Source organism: Stenotrophomonas sp. GD03877 (assembly GCF_029840555.1).
Lineage (GTDB): Bacteria > Pseudomonadota > Gammaproteobacteria > Xanthomonadales > Xanthomonadaceae > Stenotrophomonas > Stenotrophomonas geniculata.
Window position 1 is genome coordinate 14,422 of record NZ_JAOCCT010000027.1, and the last position, 23,473, is coordinate 37,894.

General features: G+C 66.4%; 27 protein-coding genes, 1 pseudogene and 1 riboswitch. Of the genes and pseudogenes, 16 read left to right on the top strand and 12 right to left on the bottom strand.

The features are described from left to right. The first annotated feature begins 63 nt into the window (after window positions 1-63). The 7 genes from N5D20_RS17875 to pnuC all read left to right on the top strand — a co-directional run bounded on the left by N5D20_RS17875 (window position 64) and on the right by pnuC (window position 8,838). The gene (locus N5D20_RS17875) at window positions 64-702 is read left to right on the top strand and encodes a response regulator transcription factor (RefSeq protein WP_010487129.1); all 639 of its coding nucleotides are present in this window, start codon (window positions 64-66) and stop codon (window positions 700-702) included. A gap of 378 nt (window positions 703-1,080) precedes the next feature. Next, window positions 1,081-1,851 carry a hypothetical protein gene (locus N5D20_RS17880; protein ID WP_279914793.1) on the top strand — a complete coding sequence of 257 codons (771 nt, stop codon included), beginning with the start codon at window positions 1,081-1,083 and terminating at the stop codon, window positions 1,849-1,851. A 111-nt stretch (window positions 1,852-1,962) separates the two neighbouring features. Then, window positions 1,963-3,954: a peptidoglycan-binding protein gene (locus N5D20_RS17885; RefSeq protein WP_029380126.1), complete on the top strand. Its 1,992-nt coding sequence runs from the start codon at window positions 1,963-1,965 to the stop codon at window positions 3,952-3,954. A gap of 246 nt (window positions 3,955-4,200) precedes the next feature. Then, window positions 4,201-4,608 carry a glycine zipper 2TM domain-containing protein gene (locus tag N5D20_RS17890; RefSeq protein WP_049480481.1) on the top strand — a complete coding sequence of 136 codons (408 nt, stop codon included), beginning with the start codon at window positions 4,201-4,203 and terminating at the stop codon, window positions 4,606-4,608. A 128-nt stretch (window positions 4,609-4,736) separates the two neighbouring features. After that, window positions 4,737-5,861, top strand: coding sequence for a phosphotransferase (locus tag N5D20_RS17895; RefSeq protein WP_019338382.1), 1,125 nt, complete (start codon window positions 4,737-4,739; stop codon window positions 5,859-5,861). Window positions 5,862-5,904: 43 nt separating this feature from the next. After that, window positions 5,905-6,000: riboswitch (TPP riboswitch) on the top strand. A gap of 70 nt (window positions 6,001-6,070) precedes the next feature. Then, window positions 6,071-8,260: a TonB-dependent siderophore receptor gene (locus N5D20_RS17900; RefSeq protein ID WP_019338381.1), complete on the top strand. Its 2,190-nt coding sequence runs from the start codon at window positions 6,071-6,073 to the stop codon at window positions 8,258-8,260. A gap of 8 nt (window positions 8,261-8,268) precedes the next feature. Next, the gene (gene pnuC, locus N5D20_RS17905; RefSeq protein WP_019338380.1) at window positions 8,269-8,838 is read left to right on the top strand and encodes a nicotinamide riboside transporter PnuC; all 570 of its coding nucleotides are present in this window, start codon (window positions 8,269-8,271) and stop codon (window positions 8,836-8,838) included. A gap of 106 nt (window positions 8,839-8,944) precedes the next feature. Here the strand turns inward: pnuC and N5D20_RS17910 are convergent, their stop codons facing one another. From N5D20_RS17910 to N5D20_RS17930, 5 genes are all read right to left on the bottom strand, one after another. Continuing rightward, window positions 8,945-9,364, bottom strand: coding sequence for a hypothetical protein (locus N5D20_RS17910; RefSeq protein WP_019338379.1), 420 nt, complete (start codon window positions 9,362-9,364; stop codon window positions 8,945-8,947). An 84-nt stretch (window positions 9,365-9,448) separates the two neighbouring features. After that, on the bottom strand, window positions 9,449-10,423 hold the full coding sequence (locus N5D20_RS17915; protein WP_010487139.1) for a Dyp-type peroxidase: 975 nt from the start codon (window positions 10,421-10,423) through the stop codon (window positions 9,449-9,451). A gap of 121 nt (window positions 10,424-10,544) precedes the next feature. Continuing rightward, entirely contained in the window at window positions 10,545-10,913 is a 369-nt protein-coding gene (locus N5D20_RS17920) for a VOC family protein (RefSeq protein WP_019338378.1), read from the bottom strand. 68 nt (window positions 10,914-10,981) lie between these two features. Continuing rightward, complete coding sequence (locus N5D20_RS17925; protein WP_143993692.1) at window positions 10,982-11,749, bottom strand: DUF6597 domain-containing transcriptional factor; 768 nt, start codon at window positions 11,747-11,749, stop codon at window positions 10,982-10,984. 123 nt (window positions 11,750-11,872) lie between these two features. After that, on the bottom strand, window positions 11,873-12,448 hold the full coding sequence (locus tag N5D20_RS17930) for an Ax21 family protein (protein WP_004134798.1): 576 nt from the start codon (window positions 12,446-12,448) through the stop codon (window positions 11,873-11,875). Between the two features lie 206 nt (window positions 12,449-12,654). On the opposite strand from N5D20_RS17930, the gene N5D20_RS17935 reads away from it, so the two are divergent. The 3 genes from N5D20_RS17935 (at window position 12,655) to N5D20_RS17945 (ending at window position 14,934) form a co-directional block, all read left to right on the top strand. Continuing rightward, entirely contained in the window at window positions 12,655-13,605 is a 951-nt protein-coding gene (locus N5D20_RS17935; protein WP_099559720.1) for a DUF2268 domain-containing putative Zn-dependent protease, read from the top strand. A 212-nt stretch (window positions 13,606-13,817) separates the two neighbouring features. Further along, window positions 13,818-14,090, top strand: a complete 273-nt coding sequence (locus N5D20_RS17940; RefSeq protein ID WP_010487149.1) for a hypothetical protein — start codon at window positions 13,818-13,820, stop codon at window positions 14,088-14,090. A gap of 157 nt (window positions 14,091-14,247) precedes the next feature. Then, window positions 14,248-14,934: a hypothetical protein gene (locus tag N5D20_RS17945; RefSeq protein ID WP_049480469.1), complete on the top strand. Its 687-nt coding sequence runs from the start codon at window positions 14,248-14,250 to the stop codon at window positions 14,932-14,934. Between the two features lie 23 nt (window positions 14,935-14,957). Here the strand turns inward: N5D20_RS17945 and arsH are convergent, their stop codons facing one another. Beyond that, window positions 14,958-15,686 carry an arsenical resistance protein ArsH gene (gene arsH / locus N5D20_RS17950; RefSeq protein ID WP_049480467.1) on the bottom strand — a complete coding sequence of 243 codons (729 nt, stop codon included), beginning with the start codon at window positions 15,684-15,686 and terminating at the stop codon, window positions 14,958-14,960. 17 nt (window positions 15,687-15,703) lie between these two features. Between arsH and N5D20_RS17955 the strand changes: the two genes are divergently transcribed. The 5 genes and pseudogenes from N5D20_RS17955 to N5D20_RS17975 all read left to right on the top strand — a co-directional run bounded on the left by N5D20_RS17955 (window position 15,704) and on the right by N5D20_RS17975 (window position 18,904). After that, entirely contained in the window at window positions 15,704-16,033 is a 330-nt protein-coding gene (locus N5D20_RS17955) for a metalloregulator ArsR/SmtB family transcription factor (RefSeq protein WP_010487154.1), read from the top strand. A gap of 1 nt (window position 16,034) precedes the next feature. Then, window positions 16,035-16,454, top strand: a pseudogene (gene arsN2, locus N5D20_RS17960) (arsenic resistance N-acetyltransferase ArsN2); the annotation flags it as partial. A 36-nt stretch (window positions 16,455-16,490) separates the two neighbouring features. Further along, on the top strand, window positions 16,491-16,994 hold the full coding sequence (locus N5D20_RS17965) for an arsenate reductase ArsC (protein WP_049480513.1): 504 nt from the start codon (window positions 16,491-16,493) through the stop codon (window positions 16,992-16,994). Between the two features lie 13 nt (window positions 16,995-17,007). Then, a complete protein-coding gene (arsB, locus tag N5D20_RS17970; protein WP_279914792.1) occupies window positions 17,008-18,039 on the top strand; it encodes an ACR3 family arsenite efflux transporter in 1,032 nt (343 codons plus the stop codon). A gap of 490 nt (window positions 18,040-18,529) precedes the next feature. Beyond that, window positions 18,530-18,904: a hypothetical protein gene (locus tag N5D20_RS17975; RefSeq protein ID WP_279914791.1), complete on the top strand. Its 375-nt coding sequence runs from the start codon at window positions 18,530-18,532 to the stop codon at window positions 18,902-18,904. A 60-nt stretch (window positions 18,905-18,964) separates the two neighbouring features. Here the strand turns inward: N5D20_RS17975 and N5D20_RS17980 are convergent, their stop codons facing one another. Beyond that, window positions 18,965-19,639 (bottom strand): hypothetical protein, encoded by a 675-nt coding sequence (locus N5D20_RS17980; RefSeq protein WP_197578553.1) that lies wholly within the window; start codon window positions 19,637-19,639, stop codon window positions 18,965-18,967. A 135-nt stretch (window positions 19,640-19,774) separates the two neighbouring features. On the opposite strand from N5D20_RS17980, the gene N5D20_RS17985 reads away from it, so the two are divergent. Beyond that, window positions 19,775-20,227: a nuclear transport factor 2 family protein gene (locus N5D20_RS17985; RefSeq protein WP_197578572.1), complete on the top strand. Its 453-nt coding sequence runs from the start codon at window positions 19,775-19,777 to the stop codon at window positions 20,225-20,227. 142 nt (window positions 20,228-20,369) lie between these two features. Here the strand turns inward: N5D20_RS17985 and N5D20_RS17990 are convergent, their stop codons facing one another. The 5 genes from N5D20_RS17990 to N5D20_RS18010 form a co-directional block, all read right to left on the bottom strand. Further along, window positions 20,370-21,395 (bottom strand): NAD(P)H-dependent glycerol-3-phosphate dehydrogenase, encoded by a 1,026-nt coding sequence (locus N5D20_RS17990; protein WP_010487166.1) that lies wholly within the window; start codon window positions 21,393-21,395, stop codon window positions 20,370-20,372. 20 nt (window positions 21,396-21,415) lie between these two features. Continuing rightward, window positions 21,416-21,934: a protein-export chaperone SecB gene (gene secB, locus N5D20_RS17995; RefSeq protein WP_004153553.1), complete on the bottom strand. Its 519-nt coding sequence runs from the start codon at window positions 21,932-21,934 to the stop codon at window positions 21,416-21,418. A gap of 99 nt (window positions 21,935-22,033) precedes the next feature. Beyond that, a complete protein-coding gene (locus tag N5D20_RS18000) occupies window positions 22,034-22,471 on the bottom strand; it encodes a rhodanese-like domain-containing protein (protein ID WP_004153552.1) in 438 nt (145 codons plus the stop codon). A 57-nt stretch (window positions 22,472-22,528) separates the two neighbouring features. Beyond that, window positions 22,529-22,954 (bottom strand): hypothetical protein, encoded by a 426-nt coding sequence (locus N5D20_RS18005; protein WP_159359645.1) that lies wholly within the window; start codon window positions 22,952-22,954, stop codon window positions 22,529-22,531. Window positions 22,955-22,986: 32 nt separating this feature from the next. After that, entirely contained in the window at window positions 22,987-23,454 is a 468-nt protein-coding gene (locus N5D20_RS18010; protein WP_005407593.1) for a YiiD C-terminal domain-containing protein, read from the bottom strand. Between the last annotated feature and the right edge of the window lie 19 nt (window positions 23,455-23,473).

The window sequence follows — 23,473 nt, forward strand, 5'->3', positions numbered from 1 at the left end:
TCCTAGAATCTGCCAGGAGCCGCGATGGTCGCGGCCCGGCCTGCCCGGTGGTCATACTAGAGCATGAGCTTGCGCATCATCATCGCAGACGACCACCCGGTGGTCCGTATCGGTACCCGCGCCGTCATCGAATCGAGCGGGGTTGGCCGCGTGGTCGGCGAAGCCGACAGTGCACAGGCGCTGATGGCCCTGCTTGGCAGCCAGCCCTGCGACCTGCTGGTGACCGACTACTCCATGCCCGGCAGCCCACAGGCCGACGGCTTCGCCATGATCGGCATGATCCGCCGGCGCCATCCCGACCTGCCTGTACTGATGCTCAGTGTCTCCAACAATCTGGCGATCCTGCGCATGGTGCTCGACAGCGGCGTGCTCGGCCTGGTCGACAAGAGTTCGTCGATGGACGAACTGCCGCAGGCCATCCAGTCGGTCTACCGGGGCCAGCCCTACATCAGCCGAAGCCTGCGCGAGCGGGTCGAGGCCGCCGGCAGCTGGCGCATGCGCGAGGGCGACGGCAAGCCGCTGTCGCCACGCGAAGTGGAGGTGCTGCGGCTGCTGGGCACCGGCATGACCGTGAAGGAAATCTCGCTGCAGCTGCACAAGAGCGTCAGCACCATCAGCCGGCAGAAGGGTGACGCCATGCTCAAACTGGGCCTGAAGGGCGACGCCGAGCTGTTCGATTACCTGCGCGACGGCAATATCTGAGAGCCAGATCACACAAGAAGGGCATCTGCCACCGCCCTCTTTGACCCGCCGCCGATCTGTGCCAAGATGGCCCGGCATGAGTTCTCAATGCGAGGTCGAAGGAATCGACCGGCTCATGTCCTCGCTCCCGTCCCTGGTGGATGGGGTGCGGTTTCCTGCCGGCCGTCTGGCCCGGCAACGCTGACCATGGAGAGGCGCATGCATCCCCCCCCTGAGCTACGTTGGACCCTGCCGGTGCGGCCCCTGCGCGCATTCGCGGCGTGCCTGCTCGTCTCTCTTTCCGCTGCCGCCTGCAGCGCCGCCGATCCGGCCCCCTCGTCCTCCCAGCCTGGCGCCCCTGCGCAGGCTGCCAATGCGCCCCGACAGGATGTTGCCCCGATGCAGACCCCCACCCCCGATGCCGCCGTCATCCCGCCCGACGCGCCGACCGTCATGTATTTCACCTATCAGGTGGACGGCGATGGCGCGACCTCCTACGAAGTCCAGAACGGCAGCGTGGCGACCTTCTGGTTCGGCCACACCTTCACCCTCGATGGCACCACGTACTACACGGGTTTCTCCTGGGATACCCGCGAGCACTACGGCAAGCCGGGCGAGCAGACGCCGGCCGGTCCGGATGACCGCGCCAACCTCGCCGAGGCCACCTTCGTGCTGGCCGGCACCGACGCCAGGAAGCCATGGAAGTTCCGTGGCCAGGAATGGACCATCGGCGCACTGGGCGCGTACGACAAGGCCGACGATGTCGATACCCGGCGCAAGCCACTTGAACATCGCACCGCCGACGGCCGCCTGCTGCTGGCGGTGCCGACCCGCAGCTTCGACCGCGGCATCAGCAGCACCGGCTATGCGCTGCTGCTGTTCAACCCCAAGCGCAGCGAAGACGACGTGGACAGCAAGGTCTGGCGCTATGTCGGCTCGGTGCGCACCGGTGAGGACAACAGCGCGGCCTGCGACGAAGGCAACGTGATGCCCTGCACCGGCAGCGACGGCGAACTGGCCTTCGCTGCCGAGGGCAACGGCCTGCCGCGCCTGACCGTGACCTTCAAGGGCACCACCATCGAAGGCCCCGGCAAGAGCCGCGCCCTGGGTGCCAGCGACACCGTGCACTACACCTTCGACAGCGCGACCCAGCAGTACGTCGCGCCCTGATAGCACCCGCCACGCGCGGGTTCCCTGTTGACCGACATGTTCTTGACTCACGGATGAGTCCGGTTGGCGATTCGCGGCATGCGCCGCTCCATCAACCCCGAGGAAAACGTCATGGCACAGCATGACTACAGCAGAAAGGAAGTCCTGGACATCGTCGAGCAGGTCGCCCGGCAGAAAGGCATTCCGGTCGATGACTTCATGCGCTTCGCGCACATCGAGACGGGCGGCACCTTCAACGAGCGCGCCCACAACACCTCATCCGGCGCCAAGGGCCTGTTCCAGTTCGTGCCCGGCTCCGCGCGCCAGTACCACCTGACCGGCCACGAGTTCGACCCTACCCGCAACACCGAGGCGGCCGCGCAGATGTACCAGGACAACCTGGACTCGATGGCGCGCCGCAACGAGCGCACCGGCAACCCGTACCTGTCCGGGGGCAACACGCCCACCGGCCTGGACCTGTACCTGGCCCACCAGCAGGGCAGCGCCGGCTATGGCTCGGTGCAGACCGCCATTGCCACCGGCACCTTCGGCGTGGTGCGCAACAGCCACGGCGAAGAGATCAACATGCGCCGCAACGTGCTGAACCAGATCGGTTCCGACGCGAAGGCGCTGACCGGCCACACCCTGGCCGAGATGCGCGGCATGAACGATGGCGACCTGGCGCGGACGTTCTCCAGCTACTACATCCACAAGTACGCGGCGATCAGCATTCCGGAAAAGAACATCGAACCGCAGGCGGTGGCGCAGGGCCAGGGCCAGACCGCGGCAGCGCCCGCACAGGTCAGCGCAGCCGTAGCGGCCGGTGCTGCCACGTTGGCGGCAACCGCAACAGCCGCTGCCGCGCCGAAGCCGGGCATCGAACTGCAGGCCGCCTACGAGGCCGGCGTGAAGTACGACCACGTCAAGTACGCCATCAACATCCCGGGTCACGCGCTGTACGTGCCGGGCAAGACCGGCAAGAACGTGGAGCAGGGTTACATCGACTGTTCCGGTTGGGTCGGCACGCTGCAGAACCGGACCATGGACGAGATCAATCAGAAGGCCGGGCATGCGGTGTTCAGCAAGGCTGATCGCATCGACCTGGGCAACCTGGGTTCCGGCGGCATCGTGCGCAAGGCGTTCGACCAGTCCGGCGTGCTGCTGGACCGCGACGCGATCCTGAAGCCCGATGCGCTGAAGGAAGGCATGATCATCGGCTTGGATACGGCCAAGACCCGCCATGAGCACTGGAACGGCATCGACCACATTGTGATGGTGGTGCGCGACCCCAACACCGACAAGCTGCTGATCAGCCAGTCCACCGGCAGCAAGGGCGTGCACACCATGCCGGTCGAGGACTACCTCAAGCAGGTGAAGGAGCACCCGAACTGGAAGCTGTACGCCTCCGATCCGCTGTCCAAGGCGCGCGACCTGCTGGAAAACCGCACCCAGTCGCACGAGCAGACACAGGGCAAGCCTGCGGCCGAGCACAAGGCCGCTGCCACCCCGCACGCCGAACTGTACAAGCAGGGTGCGCACAGCGAGGGCGTGCGCAGGGTGCAGGAGCAGCTGGGCCACCTCGGCTACGTCGGTGCCGACGGCAAGCCGCTGGTCGAGGATGGCCGCTTCGGCCGCAACACCGACGCGGCGGTGCGCCAGCTGCAGAAAGACAACGGCCTGGTGGCCGACGGCATTGTCGGGGCGAAGACCCTGGAGGCGATCAAGGACGCCCGCGAACGGCCGTTGCTGAACGACGAGCGGCACCCGCGCAATCCATTGTTCATCCAGGCCAGCAAGGGTCTGGAACTGATGCCGGCAGGCACCTTCAAGGATCGCCACGCGCTGGAAAGCGCCGCTGCGGCCCTGACCAAGGAGGCGCATGCCGCCGGCCTGCAGCGCATCGACACGGTGGTGCCGAGCCCGAACGGTGAGCGCCTGTTTGCCGTGCAGGGCACGATCGGTGACCCCGCCGCCAGCCGCGTGGCGGTGGATACCCGTGCCGCCAGCGAGCAGAGCCTTGCGCTCAGCAGTGGTGCCGTGCAGGGTGCGCCCAACGTGCTGCACCAGCAGCAGGATGCCCAGCAGGAGCAGGCCCGGCAGGCACAGAAGGCGATGGGCATCTAAGCCCGCAGCGCCTTGGGAGAGAAGGGAGGGCCACGTCCGCGTGGCCTTTTCCCTTTCTGCCAGCTGAGCGGCCGAGGCCGCTTTCAGCCTCGCTTCATGCCACCTGCCGCTAGATGAATGCGCAAGCCGCACGGTGGACCAGGCAATGTTCCGGCAACGTTGGAACGCCAGCGTGGACACCACGGCAGCCGGGGCGCCCCACGCCCTCCCTGCCCAGCGTGGCATGCACCTCACAGGAGAACGAACATGCTCAGTACTTCCGCACTCAGCTTCCGTGGTCTGGCGATGGCTCTGGCACTGGTGGCCAGTGTGGCCGTGGTCAGCGATGCCAGCGCGATGTCGAGGAAGGACAAGCGCACCCTGGTCGGCGCCGTGGTCGGTGGCGTGGCCGGCAACCTGCTCTCCAACGGTGATCCTGCCGCCACCGTGGGCGGCGCCGTGGCCGGCGGGGCGATCGGCAACCTGACGACCTCCGACCGCCGCGACCGTCGTTACTACGACAATCGCCGTTACGACGACCGCTACGATCGCCGTTACGACCGTGGCTACTACCGCAGCGGCTACTACGACCGCGGTGACGACCGTCGCTGGCAGCGCGAGCGCTACTACGACAACCGCTACTACCACGACCGCGGCCGCCATCGCGGCTGGTAGGCAGCGCGGCGGCATCACCGCAGCTGATGCACGGACGGGCGGGTCGATGACCCGCCCGTTTGCGTTGGCCGCGTGCATGGCGTTGAATGCGCAGCCTTGGATGTGACTTTCCCCACCGGGGCTGCGGCATGAATTCTTCTTCCCACCGCGTGCAGGGCCTCAACAACGACGAGGTCGCTGCCGACTGGCCACCGATCAGCGCGGCGGACATCGCGTGGCTGCGCCGGCGTTATCCGCAGCTGGGCGAGCACAGCCAACCGCGCTGGCACAGCCCCCGACCGCTGTCGGCCGCCGCCATCGTCGACGGCGTGGACGGCGCGCTGTTCATCAAGCGCCACCACCACAGCGTGCGCAGTGCGGCCTGCCTGGAAGAAGAACACCACTTCATCGCCCATCTCGCCGCCGCCGGGGTGCCGGTAGTACAGGTGCTGCCGGCCACCGATGGCCACACTGCCGTCGAGCATGGCGAATGGACCTTCGAGCTGCATGCGGTTGGCGTCGGTGAGGACCTGTATCGCGACGCGGTGTCGTGGTCGCTGCTGACCGATATCGCGCAGGCCCGTGAAGCCGGACGCGCACTCGCACAGCTGCACCGTGCCGCAGCCAGCTACCACGCGCCCCAGCGCAGCACCCATGTGCTGGTCGCGCGCGACGATCTGATCCGCGCCGACGATCCGATCGCGGCCGTCAAGGCAGGGCTGCACGAGCGCCCCGGGCTGGCCCGCTATCTCGCGCGCATTCCGTGGGAAGCGCAGCTGCAGCGTGACGTGTTGCCGTGGCATGCCGGCCTGGCCAGGCGCCTGCGCGACGAGCCGCGGCTGTGGGCCCACAACGACTGGCATGTTTCCAACCTGCTGTGGCGCGATGGGCAGATCAGCACCGTGCTGGATTTCGGCCTGGCCTCGCCCACCAGCGCACTGTTCGACCTCGCCACCGCGATCGAGCGCAACGCGGTGGCGTGGCTGGAGCTGGAGCGCGGCATGGAGGCGGTGCGCATCGATATCGCGCTGGCCCTGCTCGACGGCTACCGCCAGGTACTGCCGCTGTCGGCGGCACGCGTGCACCTGCTGGCCGACCTGCTGCCGATGGTCCATTTCGACTTCGCACTGTCCGAAGTGGAGTACTTCGAAGGTGTCACCGGCTCGACCGCGAATGCCGACGTGGCGTGGCAGCCCTTCATGCTGGGGCACCCGGCGTGGTTCCACAGCGCGCCGGGACAGGCACTGCTGCAGGCCCTGCACGCGGCAGCCTGAAGGGCGCCGGCTCGCAAATCCGTACCATTTGTAGTGAAATGGTCACCTGAAGCGGGGGTGCCTGGATCTGCCAGGCTGAGAGAGTCCCTTGGAACCTGATCCGGTTTGCACCGGCGTAGGGAGCTTTGAGCCGCAGCCACACCCCCGTCATGGGCCGGTGCACCTGCGCGCCGTCGCTTCGTCTCCCTTGTTGTCCGAAGACGAATCGAATGAACCGCTGCCTGCGCCCCACCCTGCTCTCCCTCGCCCTCTGCGCCGCGCTGCCGCTGCATGCCCGCGAGGCCGAGGCGTCCCCTGATGTGGCTGCCACCGGCGCCGAACGCTCGCCGACCGAACTGGCAGCGGTGCGCGTGCAGGCCGGCAAACCGAAGGCCGATACCTCACGCGTGAACGCCTTCGGTGGCGGCAGCTGGAAGGACACGCCGGCCTCGGTGAACGTGCTCGAGCGCGACTACCTCGATCGCCGCCAGGTGCGTTCGCTGTCCGAGCTGGCCAGCAACGATGCCTCGCTGGGTGATGCGTATGCGCCGGTGGGCTACTACCAGAACATCGCCATCCGTGGCTTCGCGCTGGACGCCGCCACCGGCTACCGCTTCAACGGCCTGTCCATCGCCGGCGAACAGCGCCTGGCGCTGGAGAACGTGCAGTCGGTGGAGATCCTCAAGGGTGAAGCCGGCCTGGCCGCAGGCGTGATGGCGCCCGGCGGCATCATCAACTACATCGGCAAGCGCCCGGCCGAAGTGCGCACCGCCACGCTCGGTACCGATTCGGAAGGCTCGCGCTACGTCGCCGTCGATGTCGGCCACTGGATCACCCCGCGCTTCGGCCTGCGCCTGAATGCCGCGTGGGATTCCAGCAATTCCTATGTCGAGCACGCCGATGGCCGCCGCAATTTCTACTCGCTGGCGGCCGACTGGCTGATCGGCGAACGCGGCAAGCTGGAAGTGGATGCCAACTACCAGACCAGCTCGCAGCGTTCGGTGTCCGGCTACCAGCTGCTGGGCGCGCGTGACCTGCCGCGCGGCGTCGACCGCGAGCACCTGCTCGGCTACCAGCCGTGGCAGCGCCCGGTGGATATCGCCAGCACCAACATCACCGCACTGCACACCTACGACTTCAATGACGCTTGGCAGTCGCGCGTGTCGGTCGGCCACAGCCGGTCGGTGATCGACGACAACGTCGCCTTCGCCTACGGCTGCTACTACGCCACGCAATGCGCCGATGGCACCGTGCCGGGCAACTACTTCGCGCCCAATGGCGACTACGACGTCTACGACTACCGCAGCCCGGGCGACACCCGCCGCAACCAGCAGGCCCGTACCGAGCTGCGCGGCCGTTTCGAGACCGGCAGCGTCGGCCATGAGCTGACCCTCGGTGCCGACTACTTCCGCCGCACCGTGGACAAGCGCCCCAGCGTCAACGAGTACGTCGGCACCACCAACATCCACGAGGCACCGGTGCCGGTGTTCGAGCCGTCGCCGAAGATGCCCGGCCCGTCCGCACGTCGCCTGGACAGCCGCCAGACCGCCTTCTTCGCGCTGGACCGGATCAGCTTCGGTGACGACTGGCAGTGGCTGGCCGGTGGCCGCTTCGTGCGCCTCGACGAGCGCGCCTACGACAAGCGCGGCACCCCGCAGCGCCACAGCCGCCTGTCGCGCTTCCTGCCGCAGACCGCGCTGGTGTGGAAGGCCACCGACCAGCTCAACGCCTATGCCAGTTACGTGCGCGGCATTTCGCTGGGCCAGGAAGCGCCGTTCTGGACCAGCAATGCCGACACCTTCCTGCCGTCGGTGCAGTCGCGCCAGCTGGAAGTGGGCGTGAAGTACGTACCGGTCGAGGCGTTGACCCTGGGTGCGGCCGTGTTCCGCATTTCGCAGCCGTACCAGTACGCCAGGCCGGACAACAGCGACGTGGGCTACACCTTCGTCGAGGAAGGCACCCAGACCCACACCGGCCTGGAGCTGACCGCCAACGGCCAGCTGACCGATGCATTGCAGATCGTGGCCAGTGCCAGCGTGCTGCAGGCGCGTGCGCGCGACACCGGCACGCCGGCTTATGAAGGCCATCAGCTGGTGAATGTGCCGAAGGTGCGGGCCAGCGTGCATGTGGCCTATGCGCTGCCGTTCGTGCAGGGCCTGGATGTCACTGGCGGCTGGCGTTATGCCGGTGCCAACGTCGCACGTGCCGACGGCGGCGTGCGCGCACCGGACTACTCGGTGTTCGACGCTGGTCTGCGCTTCCAGCATCGCCTGCACGAGCGTGCGGTGACCTGGAACCTGTCGGTGGACAACGTGTTCAACCGCTTCTACTGGCGCGATACCGGCAGCAGCGGCGGTGACTACTACCTGTTCCCCGGCGCACCGCGACAGGCCCGCCTGTCGGTGACGTTCGCGCTGTGAGCGGCGTGATGCTCGAGTGGACCGCCGCACTGTGCAGCATCCTTGGCGTCTGGCTGATGGCCCGGCGCCGGCTGGTGGCGTGGCCGGTGGGCCTGCTGTCGGTGACGCTGTACGGGCTGGTATTCGCCGAGGCCAAGCTGTACTCGGACACCCTGCTGCAGGTCGCCTTCGGTGGCTTCCTGGTCTACGGCTGGCTCAACTGGCGGCAGCATGCCGCCGATGAGGGCAGCATCCGCATCGTGCCGCTGGCGCGCGGCAAGCTGCTGCGCGACCTGGCCATCGGCCTGTGTGGTGGCGTGGCGCTGGGTGCGGCCATGCATACCTTCACCGATGCCGCACTGCCCTGGCTGGACGCGATGCTGACCGCGCTGAGCCTGGTCGGCCAGTGGTGGCAGGCACGCCGCCACGTGGCCTGCTGGTGGGTGTGGATCGCGGTGGACGTGGTCTATGTGGGTGCGTACCTGTTCAAGTCGCTGCACGTGACCGCCGCGCTGTACGTGTTCTTCCTCGGCCTGGCCGTGTTCGGCCTGCGCGCATGGAGCGCGGCCGCGCGTGAACCGCAGGTGGCAACGCAGTAGAGCCACGCCATGCGTGGCTGGGGGCCACCGGTAGTCGCCAACCTTGGTTGGCGTGCCTGCCGACCAAAGTCGGCATCTACCAGGCATATCCACGCATGGCGTGAATCTACTTCGGCTCCAGCACCAGCCCCAGCCGCAGCGGCTGGCGCATGTCGGCCGGTGGCGCCGCCTGCAGCGGCGCTGCCTGCAGGGTCGCGCGCAGGTCTGCATCAACCTGGGCATCGCCCAGGCTGTCAAATTCCAGCTTCGAGATGCGGCCATCCGCCGCGATCCACACGCTCACCGGCAGCGGCGTCGGTGCGTCCGGATGTGCCTGCAGCCATTCCAGCACGCGCTGCGCCTGCGGATCCTGCTCCTGCTGCAGGCGCTGCTGCAGTTGGCCCCCCACGGCGGCGGCATAGGCCATCCAGTGTGCAGGAGCTTCCTGCGCGGACACCGCGGCGCACCCCAGTGCCAGCGCACCGAACAACGCGGCCAGCGGCCGCCACCAGCGGCGTGCGCCGGTTGTGTTCCTTGCCATGGCCATCACCTGCTCCTGCACTCGCATCCAACAGCAGATGGTCGGGGCGGTAGATGACAGGCAGATGGCGGTCGCCGCTGCCCGGCGCGATCAATCGCCCAGATCGGCCAGCACTTTGCGCGAGGGCGCGAAGAAGGTCACGCCGGTGGTGGCGGTGGAGAAATCGAGGATGCGGTCGTGCAGCGGCGCGGGATTGCCGATGAACATGCGCTCGAGCATCTTCTCGATCACCCACAGGCGGCGGGTGTAACCAATGAAATAGGTGCCGTACTCGCCACGGCCCGGGTTGGCGAACGGCATGTTGTCGCGCAGGATCTCGTGCTCGCCGTCGGCGTCTTCAATGGTGCACAGGGTCTTGTGCGACTTCTGCGCATCCGCCGGCGCATCATCCAGCTCGATGTTGTCGTGCTTGGTGCGGCCGATGATCGCTTCCTGCGCCTCGGTCTTCTGTGCGCGCCAGGCATCAAGGTTGTGCAGGTACTTCTGCACCACCACATAGCTGCCACCGGCATGTTCGGGATCTTCTTCGCCCACGATGGTGGCTTCCGGCAGCGACAGCCCTTCCGGATTGGCGGTGCCATCGACGAAATCGAGCAGATCGCGGCCATCGAAATAACGGAAGCCGGCCACGTCATCGACCGTCTCCACCGCATCGCCGAAGGCCATCAGCAGGTTGCGCTCGAACGCCACGATCAGGTCCATGGTGCGTGCGCGGATGTGATACAGCAGGTCGCCGGGCGTGGACACGGCGGTGTGGGTCGCGCCCTTGATCTCGCGGAACGGCTGCAGCTCACGCGGCGGCGTGGTGCCCACCAGCGGCTTCCACACGCGGTGACCAATGGCCACGTTGCAGGTGAAGGTGCGCTCGATCTCGCGGATGGCGGTGTTCTTGATCAGGTCATCGGTGCTGGCCAGGACCTCGCGTGCCTTCGCGATCGACGCCTCGTCGTCCTTCACCTTCAGCACCAGGAACGCCGCCGAATGGGTCAGTGGCGCAGTGATCTGCTGCGGCTCGTTGTCGAGCGTGTGGTTGAGGGCGGTGATCGGTGCGGGCTGGGAGTTCACGGCGGTTCCTGCTGGCTTGAGGCGGGCGCATCGCGTGGCGATGTGCGGGCGATCATAGCGGAACCACCTGACCGGGGACGGAGCGGTTCTCGTTCCGTCCACCAGCGAAGGTACGAAGACCTCAATCCACATCACTCCAGACCGCCAACTCGTAGCCATCCAGATCGCGGAACTGGAAGCGGCGGCCACCGGGGAACGCGAACACCGCCTGCACCACCTCGCCCCCAGCGGCAGTCACACGCTGCTGTGCATCGGCCAGGTCCGCGCAGTAGAGGATCACCAGCGGCCCGCCGTGGGCACGCACCGGCGCGTCGGCCACGAAGCCGCCTTTCAGGCGGCCATCGTCGAACTCGGTATAGGCCGGCCCGTAGTCGGTGAACTGCCAACCGAACACCTCGCCATAGAAGCGCTTGCTGCGGGCGATGTCGGCGACGTTGAATTCAATGTTGTCGATGCGGCATTCGGCATCGTGGGGTGCGACGTGGCTCATGGCGTGGCTCCGTGGTGGGAGCCCCAGCTTCAATCAACGTGGCATCGCGGTCTTGAACGAAACGGCCATCATTGGCCCCACTCCAGACGCAGTTCGCGTGCGGTCATGCCACCCAGCTCACGCGCCTCGCGACTGAGATGGGCCTGGTCGGCATAGCCGGCCTCGGCGGCCAGCATCGCCAGCGAGTGCTGTGGCAGCGCGCGGCTGTGGCGAAGAAAACGTTGCAGGCGCAGGATCCGCTCCAGCGTCTTCGCCCCATAGCCGAACTGCGACTGGCTGAAGCGCCGCAGGCTGCGCGGACTCAGGCTCAGGCGTGCCGCCAGCGTATCCAGCGTGGCGTCACCAATGGCGAGCGCCTGAAACAGGGCATGTGCACGCTGCGCCGGGGTATCGAGCGCGGACGCACCCATATGCTGTTGCAGGCAGTGCGCCATCCGCTGCAGGCGCTGTGCAGGCGCGGTGTCACCAATGGAGGCCGCCGCCTTGCTCGCCCACGCGCCCTTCAGATCGGCCAGTGGCACGGCCTGGCCGATGATCTCGGCCAGGGGCAGGCCCAGCGCGGCCAATGCCTGGCCGGGACGGAAGCGTGCCCCCAGCACCTGCGCACCGGGTGCCAGCGCCGGGTGCGCGGCCACGCGGTCCGGGCCGACCACGAACAACGCACCGTCGCGCCAGAGGATATCCACGCAGCCATCGGGCAGTACGGTGATGTGCCCATCGGCATCGTCAGGAAGCTGGCTCTGCCACAGCTGACCAAAGTGGCCGCGCAGCGGCGCAGGCGCCGGATGCTCCTGGTAGGCCGTGCCAGTACCTGCGAGGGGGGAAGAGTCGCCCATGCCGCATTGTCGCGCTACAGGGCCCATAAAAGTGAAGCCCGGCGCGAGGCCGGGCTTCGGTTGGCGTGTGGGAGAGAGAGAGAGTCACACGCCAGCACAACACGCACTAACGACAGGCGTTTGTTACCAGGTGAAGCGCGGGCCCACGAACCACTCGCGGTCGCCAGCCTTGGCCAGCTTCACTTCGCCGCTCAGGCCCCAGTTCTGGTTGAACTTGGCGGTGGCGCCGACACGGCCGTAGAACTCGCCGTCCGGGTTGTAACCGTGCTTCTTGCTGAAATCTTCGTAGCCGGCCATCACGTAGCCTTCCACGTACGGGTTGAACGCGGTGCGCACGCCCACTTCAGTGGAGTAGCCGTTGAAGTCCAGGCCGCGCTTCTCGTCGTACTTCTGGTACGCAACACGGGCCACCAGATCGGTGTTCGGTGCGATGCCGTAGTTGTAGCCGACACCCAGGCGCCACTGGTCGACGTCATTCTTGAACTTGTCGGTTTCCTGGGCGCTGTAGTCGCCAAAGACGTGGAAGTTCGGGTGCACCGCAACGGAACCCTTCACCTTCCAGCCATCGGCGTCGCCGCCCTTGGCATCGGTGTTCACGTAGCCGCCTTCAACGTAGTTGTACGACAGGCCATCGGTTGCCGATGCAGCGAACGGCAGGGCAGCCAGAAGACCCAGGGCAAGCAGCGAATTCTTGTTCATCGGGACACACCTTTAATTATTTTGGTTTCGTCGACCGCCTCCCGGGAGGGGGAGAGAAAGGAGGCGGTCGACAGGTGTGAATTATCCGTTAGGGGGTCTAATCAACCCTGAATATTGAACTGACTGGTGTATAAATAAGGCTGGCGTTCAGGGAACTCTGCATGGCACCGCTGCCGGCTTCTTATACGCACCACGCTCGATGCTTGATGTGGGCACTGATCCTGATCGCCTCGCCGGTCGCGCTGCTGCAGGCACAGGCGGCTGAGCGCATCGTTTCTGCCGGGCACATCGTCGTGCAGACAGACGATGTCACGCGCTTCTTCAAGGTGATGGACGCCAACCAAGGGCGCCCAAGCGCCGATGAACTGCAACACGGCTATCTGGATGCGGGTACGGATGCCCTGCGCAGCTTCACCGACAGCCGTATCGGCTCGATGGAGCGGCTGGCCAGGGCCATCCAGGACAAGCCGGCATTGTTTGCGAAAGCGGGAACCTGCGCGACAGCATTGCCATCGATCCGCACGCGCGTCGCCGCTGCCGTCGATCAGCTGGGCGCCTTGTTGCCGTCTGCGCGCTTTCCCCCGGTCACCGTACTGGTGGGCCGCGGCAACAGTGGTGGCGTGACCACCGAAGCAGGCGTGGTCATCGGCCTGGAAGCGCTGTGCAACGCCGACTGGATGCAGGCCGATGTGAGTGACCGCTTCGTGCATCTGATCGCCCATGAGTATGTGCACGTGCAACAGCCTGGTGCACGCGTGGAGGTCGAGCAGCCCACCCTGCTCTATCAGACGCTGCTGGAAGGCGGCGCCGAGTACGTGGCCGAACGGATCTCCGGGCAACCGGCCAACGCGCATCTGCAGCGTTGGACGCAGGGTCGTGAGTGTGCGCTGGAGCGCGCGTTCCTGCAGGACAGCATGGGCACCGATCTTTCGAGGTGGCTGTACAACGGCCCCGGCGACGATGCGCGCCGTGGAGATCTCGGCTACTGGATCGGCTACCGCATTGCCCATGCCTACGTTGCGCGCGCGCCCGACACGCGCAACGCCATCGCCGAACTGCTGAATGTCCAGCCTGGAAACGCTGCAGCGCTGCTGGAAGCAAGTGGATGGCAACCTGCGTGCGCAGCAGGCGAAAGCGCGCAGGCGCAGATACCGTGATGCCGGCTTCATGCTGGTGAATGGGTGATATTGAACAGGCACAAGGCGCTTGGCCGGCGCAGATCAGCTCGCCTGATCCCGCTTGTTAAGGTTTGTTGATTTACAGGCCTTCACAGCCCATCCACGTACTCAAATTCCAGCTGAAAGCGCTTGGTAGCGACGGGAACAAACGCCGCTATATTCCAGCTTCCCCAGACGAAGGAGGGAGTGCAATGAACCTGAACCCGCAACACATGAAGACGGCCCGCGCACTTGCTGTAGCGCTCATCGCCACCGTCAGCCTTGGCGCCTGCGCCTCTTACAAGAACGAGTTTGCAACCATCAACTCGCGTCTCGATCAGCTCGACGTCAAGGTGCAGGGTGCTGCGCAGAGTGCGGAATCCGCCAACCAGTCCGCACAGCAGGCCAACCAGCGTCTGGACCAGATCGAAGGCCGCGTGCAGCAGCTTGAAAGGGCACCGGCCGGCCGCAAGCCGCGCGGGTAATCGCTCCCTCACTGCTTGAATTGATCCATCTCTGTATCGGGAACCAGTGGCCTTCGCCGGCCACTGGCGTCCTTCCACCCAAGACTGCATTGCAAGGAGCCGTCTCATTCGTACCTACTCCTCCCCTGCACGCCGCGCCCTCCATGCCGCACTGGCCATGGCACTGGTCGTTGCGTGCAGCGGCGTAGCCAACGCCAGGGACAAGGACGCACCTGCATCACCGGTAGCCGCCGTTGATGAACTTCCGGCTGACCAGAGCGTGTCCGAAACGGTGATCGAGCTGGCCGGCTGGGTCGTCGCCAGCAAGGACAACCAGGGCTATCCGTTCGCAGTCATGGACAAGGCGGCGGCGCAGGTTCTGATCTTCAGCGGCGACGGCAAGCTGCGTGGCGCGGCACCGGCGCTGTTCGGTTCGGCCATCGGCGATCATTCCGCACCCGGCGTCGCCAAGCTGGCACTGAGCGCGATTCCCGGCCACGACCGCACCACGCCGGCCGGCCGCTTCATCGGTGGCTACGGCCCCTCCGACGATGCCGGGCGCGTGCTGTGGGTGGATTACGATTCCGCGGTTTCAATGCACCCGCTGCCGCCGGGCAGCCCAAAGGAAAAGCGTGCCGAACGACTGGCATCGCCCACGCCGGACGACAACCGCGTCACCCACGGTTGCATCAATGTCTCGCCCGCGTTCTACGGGCAGATCGTGCAGCCCATGTTCGAGAAGGGCGGCGTGTTCTACATCCTGCCGGACAAGGATTCGATCACGAAGACCTTCCCGGAGTTCGCGCAGAGCCGCGGGGATGCGAAGGACGAAGACGAGAAGGGCGCGCGGCGCGCAAGCAAGTAATACGCTCGTCGGCAGATTGGAATTCAGGAAGCCGCAGCCCCTGCGGCCCGCGCCAATACCGCGGCATGCGCGTCGCCCTTCCGCTCGCTGTAGCGGTCCACCAGGTAGTCCGACCGCCCTCGCGTCAGCAGCGTGAACTTCACAAGCTCCTCCATCACATCCACCACGCGGTCGTAGTACGGCGAGGGCTTCATGCGCCCTTCGTCATCGAATTCCTGCCAGGCTTTGGCTACCGATGACTGGTTGGGGATGGTCAGCATGCGCATCCACCGGCCGAGCACGCGTAGCGTATTGACGGTGTTGAACGACTGCGAGCCACCGCTCACCTGCATCACCGCCAGCGTCCTGCCCTGCGTGGGGCGCACGCTGCCATCTTCCAGCGGCAACCAGTCGATCTGGTTCTTGAACACGCCGGTGACCGTGCCATGCCGCTCGGGGCTGACCCAGACCTGGCCTTCCGACCACTGCGACCACGCACGCAACCGCTGCACTTCAGGGTGGCTCGTGTCCACGCTGTCGAGCATGGGCAGCGCATGCGGATCGAACATGCGGGTTTCGCACCCCAGGTGGCGCAGCAATCGCTCGGCTTCCAGCGCCAGCTTGCGGCTGAACGACTGCGGCCGCAGCGAGCCGTAGAGCAGGAGGATGCGTGGCGGCCCCAGATCTGCCGCGGCGAGCTGGTGATGATTGGGCTGGGGCAATGACGATTCCACCAGATTGGGCAGATCAGGGCTTGTGATTGGCTTATTCATTCGATTATTCTAGAAATATGGAAACGTTAAATGCAATCACCGCCCTCACCGCGCTCGGTCATGCCACCCGCCTGGCTGCCTTCCGCCTGCTGGTGGAGGCTGGCCCGGCAGGGCGCATGGCGGGCGACATCGCCACGGCCCTGCAGGTGCCCCCAGCCACGCTCAGCTTCCACCTGAAGGAGCTGGTGCAGGCCGGGCTGGTGGAGAGCGAAAGCCAGGGCCGCCATGTCTGCTATCGGGCCAACTTCGATGCCATGAACGGCTTGATCGAGTACCTGACGCACAACTGCTGCGCGGGCTCGCCGGACGAGCGGTGCGCGGTGAGCGAACCGGCATGCAGGTGCTGAGATGAAGCCAGACCCCGTGATTCGTGCCGGCACACGCGACGACCTGTCCTCCATCCGGGACCTTCTGCAGCAGGCGCAGTTACCCGTGGCCGATCTGGAAAGCAGCAAGGTCGTGTTTTTCGTCGCAGACCTCGACGGCGTCCCCGTGGGCGCCGTTGGATTGCAGGTTTTCGGCGCCTCGGCGCTGCTCCGCTCCCTGGTGGTGTCTGATGACCGACGCGGCACCGGCCTTGGGCGCGCATTGCTGGCAGTGGCCGAAGAGGTGGCCTGCCGTATGCAGGTCAGGGAACTGGTGCTGCTGACAACATCGGCAGGCACGTGGTTCGCGCGGCACGGCTATGCCGGATGTGATCGCGCGCAGATAGCGGAGGCGATCCGCAGCTCTGCCGAGTTCACTCGTCTCTGCCCGGCCAGCGCGCTTTGCATGTCCAAACCGCTCACTGACCATGGAAGCCACATGACCCGCAATGTCCTCTTCCTCTGCACCGGCAACAGCGCCCGCAGCGTGCTTGCCGAATCCACTTTGCGTGCCTGGGGCGGCGATCGCTTCACCGCCTTCAGTGCCGGCAGCCAGCCCACCGGCCAGGTCAATCCGTTCGCACTGGCGCAGCTGCAGGCCGAAGGCATGCCGATCGATGGGCTGCACAGCAAATCGTGGGATGTGTTCGTGGACGCGGCCCCGATGGACCTGGTCATCACCGTATGCGATTCGGCGGCCGCCGAAGCTTGCCCAGTGGTGTTCGGTGACTTCATCCGCAGCCACTGGGGCCTGCCCGATCCGGCGGCCGTCGCGGGTAGCGATGCCGACAAGGCCGCAGCATTCGCGCAGGCCCATGCCATCGTGAAGCTGCGACTGCGTGCATTGCTCGCGCTGCCCGAATCGTTGTGGTCCGACCGCACGACGCTGCAGCACGCGCTGGACCGGATCGGCCGGCTGCTGCCGACCGACGGCGCGCAGTGACGGTGCCACTGCCATGAGCCTGTTCGAGCGACACCTGACGCTGTGGGTTGTGCTGTGCATTGCGATGGGCACGCTGCTGGGCCATGTCCTGCCCGATGCCTTCGCGGTGCTGGCCTCCGCCGAAGTGGCCAAGGTCAACCTGCCGGTTGCACTGCTGATCTGGCTGATGATCATCCCGATGCTGCTGAAGGTCGACTTCACTGCGATGCGCCAGTTGCAGCAGCACTGGAAGGGCATCGGCGTAACGCTGTTCATCAACTGGGCGGTGAAGCCGTTCTCGATGGCACTGCTGGGCTGGCTGTTCCTGCGCCATGCCTTCGCCGACTGGTTGCCCGCAGCACAGATCGACAGCTACATCGCCGGGCTGATCCTGCTGGCGGCCGCGCCCTGCACCGCCATGGTGTTCGTGTGGAGCAACCTGTGCCGTGGCGATGCCAACTTCACCCTGAGCCAGGTGGCGTTGAACGACGCGATCATGGTGGTGGCCTACGCGCCGGTGGTTGCACTGCTGCTGGGCCTGTCGGCGATCACCGTGCCGTGGGATACGTTGCTGCTGTCGGTGGGCCTCTACATCGTGGTGCCGGTGCTGGTGGCTGCGTTGCTGCGGCGCTGGATCCTGATGCGTCGTGGCGAGGCAGCGTTGCAGCGGGTGCTTCGCAAGCTTGGGCCCGTCTCGCTGTGTGCGCTGCTGCTCACACTGGTCCTGCTGTTCGGCTTCCAGGGCCAGCAGATCGTGAAGCAGCCGCTGGTGATCGCACTGATTGCGGTGCCGATCCTGATCCAGGTCTATTTCACTTCCGGCCTGGCTTACCTGCTCAATCGTCGCCTGGGCGTGGCGCATTGCGTGGCCGGCCCTTCGGCGTTGATTGGTGCCAGCAATTTCTTCGAACTGGCGGTAGCCACCGCGGTGGGACTGTTCGGCGTGCATTCGGGGGCTGCGCTGGCGACGGTGGTTGGTGTACTGATCGAGGTGCCGGTCATGTTGTCTGTGGTGCGGATCGTGAACCGTACTCAAGCCTGGTACGAGAGACGCGAAGAGCACTGACACACCGGAGTGCGCCGAAGTCGATTTACGTTCTTCGCCCCGCACTGTCGTCATCGGCCTGGTGGAGTGCCCGTACGCCACGTCATCAACTTCGACCCATGTCGCATATTCCCCATGCCGCTACGGACGTTGCGGCGCCTGCGTCTGCGACCGCTTAACAGCATGCAAAAATGCCAAAAGCGTCTTTGATCAAGCGTTGAATGCAACTGTTCTGATTGGCGTTGCGCAGCGACGGCGGTACAGATGGTGGGCCGCCGGAAAATGGGTGGCCGGGCCTCGAAAACCCGTTAGATCACGAACGTTGTTTGCGCTTGCCAGCCGGCGTCACCCCGCGTGGCGCCGGCTGGCATTCCGTCTGCCGGCTATGGCGGGCGGAGCGTGGAGGCCTTGCGCCTGCCGGTCTTGTTCGTGATCTCCCGGTTTTCGAGCCACGTCTCCGCCCGCCACCTCTATGTGGCGGTTACCGTCTGTCCTGCACGGAGCCCTTGCCATGAGCACACCCGAATCCTCCCGCCTGCGCGCGCAGTACGTGCCCGCCAACGCGGACGCGCCCTCGGAAGCACTGCACCCGCACGATCCGCACGGTTTCATCGCCACGCTCGACCGCATCGGCAAGGGCGCGGCCGCCGACGGCCAGCCCTGGCCCGAACGTCATCAGATGCCAGGGCGCCGCATGGCGCTGGCCGACGCGGACTGTGCGTTGGCCGGGCTGCGCGTGGCGCTGGAAATGCTGCTGGCTGCCGAGCGCGTGCGCCAGAACGGACCCGACGAGGAGTACGCAGGCGACCGCGTGATGGAGGGCCTGATGATGGCCAGCCTGTCGCTGGCCGCACAGGTCAGCGCGCGCATGCGGCCGGAAGGGTAATACGGGGAACAACGCTCACTGCAGCACCGGGCACGGCCCGGCGCTGCGGAGCGCGCCACATCACTCGCAGAGCGCGCTGTCTTCCTTCAACGCGGCATCCTGCAGTGGCTGGCGCTGTTCGATCTGCGCACGCTGTTCCGCCGTCGGCTCGCCCAGCCACCACACACGGCAGCGCGCGGTAAGACGGCCGACCAGCTTCGACTGATTGGGCGAGTACAACATCGCCAACGCGGTGCCGGGGCAATCGTGGGCCTGGCAGGCGGTGTAGAACCACCACGGCTCGCCCTGCAGCACCAGCAGCTCGCCAGGGCCGCTGGGTCCGCTCAACAGGCGCTTGCGCAGCGACGGAATGTCCTTGTCGGTGGATTCGGCGTCCTGCGTGCCCTTCATCAGCGCATCGAACGCTGCCAGCACCTTCGGGTCCTTGCGGCCGCAGTCGTCCACGGTGTTGCCGCCGACCAAGGTGAAGAAGTGGGTCGCCAGCGGGTTGTCCTTGCAGGTGAGTTCGCCGCCGGCACTCGGGTCTTCCGGTTCGCCTTCGTTGTCCCACACAGCGGGATCCACGCCTTCTTCGATGGACGGTTCCTTCTCGACCACGGTGGCCGTGGCGGCCGGTGCTTCGGTGGTCGGCGCTGTCGCCGCAGCAGGTGCAGTCTCACCAGTCTTCTCCGGTGCCTGTCCGCAGGCTGCAAGCAGCGCGGCCATCATCGCCATCCCTGTGATTCGCATCTTCATCGCGTGTCCTTGTCTGATCTGCGCTGCATTCGCCGAATTGGCGGCCGCGTGATTCTAACCAGCACCGCGCTAGGATGCGTTCGTAGCTTCCCGTCATCGCCTGGAGCCGGACGCATGCGCCGTACACCACTCGCCATGATCTTCTGCAGTGCCCTGCTGCTTGCAACGCCCGCAATGGCGTTCGGAGCTGAAGGCTCGACGCCTGCGCGCCTGCCCGATACCCCCCTGCCCGCACCGCTGGATCGCGTACTGCGCGATTACGAGCAGGCGTGGCGCACCGGTGATGTCAAGGCACTGGCTGCGCTGTTCGCCGAAGATGGCTTTGTGCTGCAGAGCAACCAGCCGCCGGTGCGCGGCCGCAGCGCGATCGAGGCCGCGTATGCCGGCCAGGGCAGCAGTCCGTTACGGCTGCGTGCGTTGGCGTATGCGGTGGAGGGGAATACGGGCTACATCATCGGTGCGTACAGCTACGGCAACAACGTGGGCGATACCGGCAAGTTCACGCTCACGCTGAAGCGTGAGGGGAATGGGCCGTGGATGATCTTCTCGGACATGGACAACAGCAACGCGCGGCCGCGCGCGCGGTGATGAATGCCGCCGGGCATGGCCCGGCGCTACCGGGCGCCAACCAAGGTTGGCAGCTACCAGAAGCGGGTTCCGTCCTAGATCCACGCTATGCGTGGATGGGGCGCGCACAAAAAACCCCGGCGCGTGGCCGGGGTTTTTCGATTCACTTGAACAGCGTGTCCGGGTACTCCGGTTTCTGTTCCCGCGCCAGCAGCGCGCGCAGTCCTTCTTCCGGTGTCTGCTCGCCGTGCAGCACGGCACGCACGCGGTCGGAGATCGGCAGGTCGATGCCATGGCGGCGTGCCTGTCGCATCACTTCGTCGGCGGTCTGCACCGACTCGACCACCTGGCCGATTTCGCGCACGGCATCCTGCAGCGTCTGGCCACGGCCCAGGGCCAGGCCCAGGCGGCGGTTGCGCGACAGGTCGCCGGTGCAGGTCAGCACCAGGTCGCCCAGGCCCGCCAGGCCCATCAGCGTTTCCGGCTTGGCACCGATGGCAGCGGCCAGGCGCAGCATCTCGTTGAGGCCACGGGTGATCAGGCCGGCACGGGCGTTCAGGCCCAACTGCATGCCATCGGCCACGCCGGTGGCCACGGCCAGCACGTTCTTCATCGCACCGCCCAGCTCGGCACCGACCATGTCGTCGCCGGTGTAGGCGCGGAACGCTGGGCCATGCATCGCTTCGGCCACCGTCTGCGCGAACTCGGGCACGTCGCCGTGCACGGTGATCGCGGTCGGCAGGCCCTGGGTCACTTCCTTGGCGAACGACGGTCCGGTGACGACGGCCAGCGGCACGTCCTCGCCCAGCACTTCGCGCGCCACTTCATGCAGGAAGCGGCCCGAACCGGGTTCGAAGCCCTTGGTGGCCCAGGCCACGCCGGCACCGGCCGGACGCAGCGGCGCCAGCGCACGCACGGTTTCACCGAAGGCGTGCGACGGGGTCACCACCAGGATCCAGGCCGCGCCCTCCACCGCCGACGCCAGGTCGGTAGTGGCACGCAGGCTGTCCGGCAGCGGGATGCCCGGCAGGTAGCGCGGGTTCTCGTGGCGCTGGTCGATGGCTTCGACCACGGCAGCGTCGCGCCCCCACAGCACGGTCGGGTGACCGTGCCGTGCGAGCAGGCTGGCCAGCGCGGTTCCCCAGGAACCGGCGCCAAGCACGGCGATCTTGTCAGCGGGAGTGCTCATCCGTGACGTCGCGGCAGGAATCAGGCGTTGCCAGCCGGCTCGGAGTCAGCCAGCGACGGTGCGTCGCCCTGCTCCTGGCGCTGGCGCAGGGTTTCTGCGTACAGGCCTTCGAAGTTGATCGGCTGCAGGAAGAACGGCGGGAAGCCGCCGGCCTGGATCAGGTCGCTGACCAGCTGGCGCACGTACGGGAACAGGATGTTCGGGCACTGGGTGCCGAGCAGCACGTCGATCGACTGCGGGTCCAGGCCGACCAGGCCGAACACGCCGGCCTGCTTCACTTCGGCCACGTAGGCGGTGCGCTCACCGGCCTGGCAGGTCAGGGTCACGGCCAGCACGACTTCGAAGGCGTTCTCACCCAGGCGCTGCACCTGCTGGTTCAGGTTCAGCTGCAGCTCCGGCTGCACCTGGTCATTGAAGATGGTCGGAGCGTTCGGCGACTCGAAGGAGACGTCCTTGACGTAGATCTTCTCGACGGTGAAAGCGGGGCCGGTGGCGGCATCGACCGGCGCAGCGGCGCCGTTGGTGATCTCTTCGGACATTTCCAGTAACTCCAATGAATGCAATGAAAACGATGGTCGAACTACTGCGATGGGGGCGGGATCAGGCCCATACAAGGCCGGATACGCCACCTGCGGCAATCAGTTGCGGCCCTTGACCAGCGGCAGCTCGGCCTGCTGCCAGGCGGGAATGCCGCCGTCGAGCACGTAGACCTTCTCGAAACCGGCCTTCTTCAGCGCCTTCGCGGCGGTTTCCGAAGCGTTGCCGCTGCGGCACACCAGCACCACCGGCGACTGCTTGGCATTGGCCACCAGCTTGTTGTCCGGGCCGAAGGCACTGGCCTGGGCGTTGCGGCTGCCGGCAATGTGGCCCTTCTCGAAGTCACCGCTGGCCGACAGGTCGACCACCACCGTGCCACCCGCGTTCATCAGCTGGGTCAGTTCGGCGGGCTTGATGCCCTTGAAGCCCCGGAACAGGCGGCGGATCTCGGTGACGATGATGGCCACGGTCAGGCCGACCAGGGCCGCGGACAGCATCGGGTTTCGGCCTGCAAAGGCCAGCAACTCTTCGTAATTCACTCAGGTCACGGGTCGATTAAGCGGGCGCCGATTGTCGCACAAGCCGGACGCGGCCCGTCACTGCCCCTTCCACAGGTCCGGCAGGCCAGCGGTCTGCCACCAGCGCTTGGCCTCGGCATCCCAGCGCCAGCGCTCGACCACCACCACGGTGCGTTCGGCCTGGGTGTTCTGGTTGATCACCCCGATTTCGACCCGGCGCTCGACCAGGCCCCCGTCCAGCGAGGCGCTGCTGCGCTCACGGTAGGACGACACGCGCAGCTGCGCGTAGCGGTTGAGCTCGAACTCGGTGGGCGGCTTTTCCTTGCGCAGCGTGGGGTCCAGATAGCCGATCGCATCGTCCATGCTGCCCCAGCGGATGGTGGCGCCGTAGGCGATCTGGGTCTCTTCCAGCAGCTTGCGCTGCTTGCGGCTGAGGTCGTCGGCCGAAGCCACGGCGCTGACCAGCAGCAGGGAACACATCAGGAACTGGATGAGGCGGCGCATCGGTGGTTTCCCCAGAACGTCAGCCTGCCATCCTACCCTTTGGCGAAGGCAACGAAGCGACCGCTGAACTCGGCGGCGGGCTTGCCATCGGCACCGGGCTGGGTGGCGATGATGCTGATGCGGGCCTTGCGGCGCTGCCGGAAGGTATTCAGGAAGGCATCCCAGCCGGTGGCTTCGGCCGCTTCGGCGTGGGCGTGCAGGTCTTCGTAGACCGGCGCCAGGTAGCGCAGGTTGCTGTCGGCCACGTAGACCTCGGCATCGTGGCCGGCCAGGCGCAGGCGCAGGCTGACCAGTGCCCAGCCCGACAGGGTCAGCACCGAGGCCAAGCTGCCACCGAAAGCGTTGCCCTTGTCGTTGACGTTGGCGGCCAGCGGCGCGGTGATGCGCAGCACGCCATCGGCATAGCCGTCGAGCTGGATCTGCATGGCGCGGACCGCCGGCATGCAGTCCAGCACGTCCTGCAGGGCGGCCAGCGAGGAAGTCAGAGCATCAACGGACATCGGAGCAGAGACCACGACA